The sequence below is a fragment of the Burkholderia sp. Se-20378 genome (assembly GCF_017104665.1).
In the GTDB taxonomy this organism is placed as follows: Bacteria; Pseudomonadota; Gammaproteobacteria; order Burkholderiales; family Burkholderiaceae; genus Burkholderia; species Burkholderia lata.
The window spans coordinates 1-5,810 of sequence record NZ_JAAGPG010000522.1; the positions used below are offsets into that span (position 1 = coordinate 1).

At 69.2% G+C, this 5,810-nt stretch carries 8 protein-coding genes and 1 pseudogene; 4 read left to right on the forward strand and 5 right to left on the reverse strand.

The features are described 5' to 3' along the window. Nucleotides 1-568 (forward strand): NAD-binding protein (locus G3N93_RS32760; protein WP_206134815.1); only part of this gene is annotated, 568 nt, incomplete at its 5' end. A gap of 121 nt (nucleotides 569-689) precedes the next feature. Here the strand turns inward: G3N93_RS32760 and G3N93_RS32765 are convergent. From G3N93_RS32765 to G3N93_RS32785, 5 genes and pseudogenes are all read right to left on the reverse strand, one after another. After that, nucleotides 690-1,022: a hypothetical protein gene (locus G3N93_RS32765; protein ID WP_174936035.1), complete on the reverse strand. Its 333-nt coding sequence runs from the start codon at nucleotides 1,020-1,022 to the stop codon at nucleotides 690-692. A gap of 221 nt (nucleotides 1,023-1,243) precedes the next feature. After that, entirely contained in the window at nucleotides 1,244-1,681 is a 438-nt protein-coding gene (locus G3N93_RS32770) for a cytochrome c (protein WP_307873443.1), read from the reverse strand. Continuing rightward, nucleotides 1,676-1,948, reverse strand: a pseudogene (locus G3N93_RS42305) (class II D-tagatose-bisphosphate aldolase non-catalytic subunit); the annotation flags it as partial. The pseudogene G3N93_RS42305 and the gene G3N93_RS32770, both read right to left, overlap by 6 nt. After that, nucleotides 1,936-2,892 carry a sugar kinase gene (locus tag G3N93_RS32780; RefSeq protein ID WP_174941397.1) on the reverse strand — a complete coding sequence of 319 codons (957 nt, stop codon included), beginning with the start codon at nucleotides 2,890-2,892 and terminating at the stop codon, nucleotides 1,936-1,938. The pseudogene G3N93_RS42305 and the gene G3N93_RS32780, both read right to left, overlap by 13 nt. Nucleotides 2,893-2,970: 78 nt before the next feature. Next, the gene (locus G3N93_RS32785) at nucleotides 2,971-3,747 is read right to left on the reverse strand and encodes an L-iditol 2-dehydrogenase (protein WP_206134816.1); all 777 of its coding nucleotides are present in this window, start codon (nucleotides 3,745-3,747) and stop codon (nucleotides 2,971-2,973) included. A gap of 329 nt (nucleotides 3,748-4,076) precedes the next feature. Between G3N93_RS32785 and G3N93_RS32790 the strand changes: the two genes are divergently transcribed. From G3N93_RS32790 to G3N93_RS32800, 3 genes are all read left to right on the forward strand, one after another. Next, entirely contained in the window at nucleotides 4,077-4,538 is a 462-nt protein-coding gene (locus tag G3N93_RS32790) for a Fur family transcriptional regulator (RefSeq protein ID WP_011353040.1), read from the forward strand. Nucleotides 4,539-4,584: 46 nt separating this feature from the next. Then, nucleotides 4,585-5,499 (forward strand): metal ABC transporter solute-binding protein, Zn/Mn family, encoded by a 915-nt coding sequence (locus G3N93_RS32795; RefSeq protein WP_206134817.1) that lies wholly within the window; start codon nucleotides 4,585-4,587, stop codon nucleotides 5,497-5,499. Nucleotides 5,500-5,513: 14 nt separating this feature from the next. Then, nucleotides 5,514-5,810, forward strand: a 297-nt coding sequence (locus G3N93_RS32800; protein WP_206134818.1) for an ATP-binding cassette domain-containing protein, incomplete at its 3' end; no start/stop codon positions are given.

Below are 5,810 nucleotides of genomic sequence, written 5' to 3' on the forward strand. Positions count from 1 at the left end.
CGCGCAGCGCGACTTCCCGCTCGCCGACGCGCCGGTGTCGGGCGGCACCGGCGGCGCGCAGGCCGGCACGCTGACCTTCATGGTCGGCGCGGACGCCGCGCTGTTCGAACGCATCCGCCCCGTGCTGCTCGACATGGGCAAGAACGTCGTGCAGTGCGGCGGCACGGGCACCGGGCAGATCGCGAAGATCTGCAACAACCTGCTGCTCGGGATCTCGATGATGGGCGTGTCGGAAGCGATGGCGCTCGGCGCCGCGCTCGGGATCGATCCGGCCGTGCTGGCCGGCATCATCAACACGTCGACCGGCCGCTGCTGGAGCTCGGACACGTACAACCCGTATCCGGGCGTGAGCGGCACCGCGCCGGCCGCGCGCGGCTACGCGGGCGGGTTCGCGGCGAACCTGATGCTGAAGGATCTCGGGCTCGCGACCGAAGCGGCGCGCAGCGCGCATCAGCCGGTGTGGATGGGCGCGCTCGCGCAGCAGCTCTATCAGTCGATGAGCCAACAAGGGCTCGGCACGCTCGACTTCTCCGCGTGCGTGAAGCTGTACGAGGCGCAGCCGGCGTAAGCGCCGCAGCCTGCGACGGACGTGCGTCGACCCGCGATGTGCCTGAACGGCATCGCGGGTCGTTTTGCATGCGGGGGAAGAAAACCGCGGGCAGTGACGGCGCGTCGGCGCCGCCGGTCGCTCAACCGCGCGGGTTCGACGCCGTCTCGAAGGTCGGATGGCACTCGAACGCGAGTTCGGAGCGCGCGCCGACACGGCTGCCGCTCGTCAGCGATTCCTGCTTCATGCTCGCGCGCATGCCGCGCTGCGTGCAGTAGTTGGTGGCTTCGTCGACGGCCTTCGTATGGGCGTCGGCCCACGTCGTCGACACGCCGACCGTGCGCGTCGTCACGGTAAACACGTTCGGGTTCGACGTCGCGGTCACGTCGGAAGCGGTCGAACACGCGGCGAGCAAGCATGCAGCAGCCGCGACGGTCAACCATCGCAAGGTTCGAAAGGAAACTGGAGTGGACATGGGGGGCAAGCGCGCGCCGTTCGACGCGCATTGAGCAACATAGGCGACAGTATGCCTGCTCAATCGCCGGAGATCATGCCCCTTTCAGTGAACACATTGTTTCGAATGGTTAAACGATGATGAAATGGGGCAATATTTCCGCCCCATTTCCGGGCCAGATCGCGCCAGCCGGTAGTTTTGCCCGGTCGGTCTCCCGCCGCAGCCCGTTGCACGGCGGCCGATCAGTGCGCGGCTTCCTGCCGGATCCTGGCCGACGCTTCCGCCAGGTTCCGCCACGCCGGCTGTCCCGGCGCGTACCGCGCGCGGATGTACGCGGCCAGCTCGGCCATCTGCCGGTCGTCGAATGCGTCGCCGAAGCCCGGCATGTAGCCGAGTTCGCCGGTGGCCGGCTGGTCGATCCCGTGATGCAGTACGCGCAGCAGGTTGTCCGGCGCGGCCTGGCTGACGCTCGTGTTGAGCCCCATCAGCGGGCGTACGCCGAAATGCCCGACGCCGCCCGATTCCGCATGACAGACCGCACACGCGGCGTCGAACGCACGGCGACCGTTCTCGAGGCCGAGCGTCGCAACGGTTTCCGCGCCGCGCGCCTGACGGATGGCCGCGTCGGCGGCGGCCGCTGCGTCGACCGGCGGCGACAGCGACGCGAGATAGTGCGCGATCGCGTCGACATCGCGGCGGAAATCGGCCGGCGTCATGCCCGTATAGCCGCCGAGATGGTTCACCTGGTTGCAGGTCGCCTCGATCAGCAGCGGCGACCCATCCGCGCGCGCTGCTTCGCACGCGGCCTCCAGCACGAGCCGGTGCGCGCTGCAGATCGAATAGATGCCGCGCTGCGCGTCCGCGCGGTTCGCGTCGAAGATCATCCGCAGCACCGCGTCCGCATGTGCGGTGCGCGAACGTTCGGCGAAGGTGGTCAAGCCGGACATGCGATACCTCGTTCGGTCAGGAAGCGGTCGATTTCGGCCGCGCTGCTGTTGCCCTCCATCGGGCCGCGCCGCGTGACCGCGATCGCCCCGGCCGCGTTCGCGCGGCGCAGTGCGACCTCGATCGGCACACCCGCGACGAGGCTCGCGACCAGCGTGCCGCCGAAGCAGTCGCCGGCGCCGGTCGGGTCAAGTTCGTCGACCTGAAACGCCGGCGCTTCCGCCCGGTTCGCGCGATCGAACGCGACGCTGCCTTGCGCGCCGCGTTTCAGCACGACGCGCTCGAGCAGCGGATGCGTCGCGAGCAGGCCCGCGATCGCGCGCTCGGCCGGCTGCGGCCCGCAGAAGAACGGCAGGTCGGCTTCGCTCGGCAGGAACAGGTGGCACGCGGCGAGCATCGCGTCGAGCGCCGCGCGCATCGGGCGAAAGCTCAGCATTTCAGGCCGCACGTTCGGATCGAACGACACTTTGGCTCCTGCGCGCGCGGCCTCGATCACGCCGCGCTGCACCGCCGCGATCGCCGATTCGCTCGTCAGCGACGAACCCATCACGTGGAAATAACGGCAGCCGTCGAACATCGCGGTATCGACATCGGACGCATCGACGCACGCGGCGGCGCTGGTGGACAGCGTGAACACGAAGCTGCGCGAGCCGTCGTCGCGATACGCGACGAACGCGGTGCCGGTCGGGCGCGCGACGCGGCGGATGCGTGCGACGTCGACGCCATCGCGTTCGAGCCGCGCGACGATCGCGTCGCCGAATGCGTCGCGGCCGACGCAGCCCGCATACGCGACGCGTGCGCCGAGCCGCGCGGCCTGGTCGGCGAAGATCGCCGGCGCGCCGCTCGGAAACGGCCCTTCGAACAGGCCCGGTGTATCGAAGCCCTGGCCGCGTTCGGCGGCGACGAATTCGGCGAGCAGTTCGCCGGCAACGACGATCTCGGCCATCAGGCGTGCCCTCCTCGTGCGCCGGCGGCCGCGTCGTCGCGGGCCGGGCGGCTGGTGGCGCGTGCGAGCGGCACCATGTCAGCTCATCCAGTTGCCGCCGTCGACGTTCAGCGTCTGGGCGGTAACGTAATCGGCGTCGGACGACGCGAGGAACAGCGCGGCGCCGGTCAGGTCGCCCGGCACGCCCATGCGGCCGAGCGGCACGGCTGCGCCGACGAGCCGCTTCTTCTCGCCGAGCGGCCGGTTCTCGTAGCGTGCGAACAGCGCATCGACCTGCTCCCACATCGGCGTGTCGACGACGCCCGGCGCGATGCCGTTCACGTTGATCCGGTGCGGCGCGAGCGCGAGCGCGGCCGACTGCGTATAGCTGATCACCGCGGCCTTGGTCGCGCAGTAGTGCGAAACGAGCGCCTCGCCACGACGCCCGGCCTGCGACGACATGTTGACGATCTTGCCGCCGCGCCCCTGCTCGACCATCCGCTGCGCGACGGCCTGCATCAGGAAGAACAGCCCTTTCACGTTGACCGCGAACAGCCGGTCGAACACGTCCCACGATTCGTCGAGGATCGGGCGCATGTCGAACAGCGCCGCGTTGTTGAACAGGATGTCGACGCCGCCGAAGCGTTCGACCGTCGTGGCAACGATCCGCTCGATGTCGTCGCGGCGCGTGACGTCGGCGGTGACGGCCACCGCGCGACCGGGGTTCGCCTCGATGAGCCGCGCAAGCGAGCCGCCTGCCGGCTTCAGGTCGACGAGCACGCAGCGTGCGCCCTCGTCCAGATAGCGTTGCGCGACCGCCTCGCCGATGCCGCTTGCGGCGCCCGTCAGGATCGCGACCTTGTCTTCCAGTCTCACTGGCTGTCTCCGGTTCGTTCTGCTTGTCGACGGCTGCGAGGTGAGCGAACGCTCGCGAACCGATCAATTGCTCTGTTGGTGATCGAATGATCGGATACGCGATTCACGCTGTCAAGACGACGTGACGGCTTTCTATGACGCGCTGCGGCACGACGGCGTACCGTGGCAACCCGCCGCGCACGCCCGGCAAGGCACAGCGCGCACGGTGCGGCGCGATCGGATCGGCGATGAAGGGGACGGAGCGAGGGCGGAAAGGGGATTTCGCGCTGCACGGCGCGGCGATACGTTATATCATCGCCATACTTTGTTTCATCGCCCTGCCTCACGCCATGGCTACCTCATCGTCCATTGACGCCCGGCTGTCCCGGGCCGACGCATTCGCCGCCGAGCACGGGCTCGCGTGGACGCCGCTGCGCCGTCAGGTCTACGAACGCGTGCTGGCCGCGCAGCGCCCGATCGGCGCGTACGACCTGCTCGCCGAGCTCGAGCCGCAACGCGGCCGCGTGCCGCCCACGACCGTCTATCGCGCGCTCGATTTCCTCGTCGAGCACGGCTTCATCCACCGGATCGAATCGAAGAACGCGTTCTTCGCGTGCTGCGAGATCGGCGTCCCGCACGAAGGCCAGTTCCTGATCTGCGATTCGTGCGGCGACACCGTCGAGATTCCCGGCGGCGACCTCGCGAAGCAGCTGTCCGCGAGCGAGCCCGCGCACGGCTTCGAAGTCCACCACCAGGTCGTCGAGCTGAGCGGCCTGTGCGGGCACTGCAAGCACAAGCCCGTACAACGCTGACGCATCTCGCGCGGCGCACGCGCCGCCCCTTCCAACGAGGAGTTCCATGTCCATTGCCCTGAAGCGCGCGCCGCGGCGTGCCCTGTCGCCTGTCCGCTGGCTCGCCACCGCCGTCGCCGCACTGTCGCTCGCGGCGCCCGCGGTCGCGCAGGCCGCGGCCGTCAACGTCGTGGCCGCCGAGAATTTCTACGGCGATGTCGCGTCGCAGATCGGCGGCAGCCACGTCGCGGTCACGAGCATCCTCAGCAATCCGGACCAGGATCCGCACCTGTTCGAAGCCAGCCCGAAAACGGCCCGCGCACTCCAGCACGCGCAGGTCGTGATCTACAACGGCGCCAACTACGATCCGTGGATGAGCAAGCTGCTCGGCGCGTCGAAGCAGGCGAAGCGCGCGACCATCGTCGTCGCCGATCTCGTCGGCAAGAAGGCCGGCGACAACCCGCACCTGTGGTACGACCCGGCGACGATGCCGGCCGCCGCGCGCGCGATCGCGGCCGAGCTCGGCCGCGCCGACCCGGCGAACAAGGCCGAATACGACGCGAACCTGCAGAAGTTCGTTGCCTCGCTGAAGCCCGTCGACGACAAGGTCGCCGCGCTGCGCGCGCAGTACAAGGGCGTGCCGGTCACGGCCACCGAGCCCGTGTTCGGCTACATGTCCGACGCGATCGGCCTCGACATGCGCAACCAGCGCTTCCAGCTCGCGACGATGAACGACACCGAGGCGAGCGCGCAGGACGTCGCCGCATTCGAGAACGACCTGCGCAAGAAGCAGGTGCGCGTGCTGATCTACAACAGCCAGGCTGAAGAACCGATGACCAAGCGCCTGCTGAAGATCGCGCGCGACGGCGGCGTACCGACCGTCAGCGTCACCGAGACGCAGCCGGCCGGCAAGACCTTCCAGCAATGGATGGCCGGCCAGCTCGACGCGCTCTCGACCGCGCTAGCCGCCGGCAAGAAATAAACCACCGTAACGACATGACCGCCACTCCTCACGCACTCGCCGTCGATCGCGTCACGCTCGAACTGGGCGGACGCACGATCCTGCGCGACGTCAGCTTCTCGATCGAACCCGGCGAATTCGTCGGCGTGCTCGGGCCGAACGGCGCGGGCAAGACGACGCTGATGCGCGCGGTGCTCGGCCTCGTGCCCGTGTCGGCCGGCACGCTGTCCGTCGGCGGCGTGCCGGTCGTGCGCGGCAACGCGTCGATCGGCTACATGCCGCAGATCCGCAGCGGCCTCGCGAACCGCCGGATGCGCGGCTACGACTTCGTC

Coding starts and splice junctions, on each gene's coding strand:
- G3N93_RS32765 (WP_174936035.1), bottom strand. CDS start 1,022: ATGTCCACTCCAGTTTCCTTTCGAACCTTGCGATGGTTGACCGTCGCG.
- G3N93_RS32780 (WP_174941397.1), bottom strand. CDS start 2,892: ATGGCCGAGATCGTCGTTGCCGGCGAACTGCTCGCCGAATTCGTCGCC.
- G3N93_RS32790 (WP_011353040.1), top strand. CDS start 4,077: ATGGCTACCTCATCGTCCATTGACGCCCGGCTGTCCCGGGCCGACGCA.
- G3N93_RS32795 (WP_206134817.1), top strand. CDS start 4,585: ATGTCCATTGCCCTGAAGCGCGCGCCGCGGCGTGCCCTGTCGCCTGTC.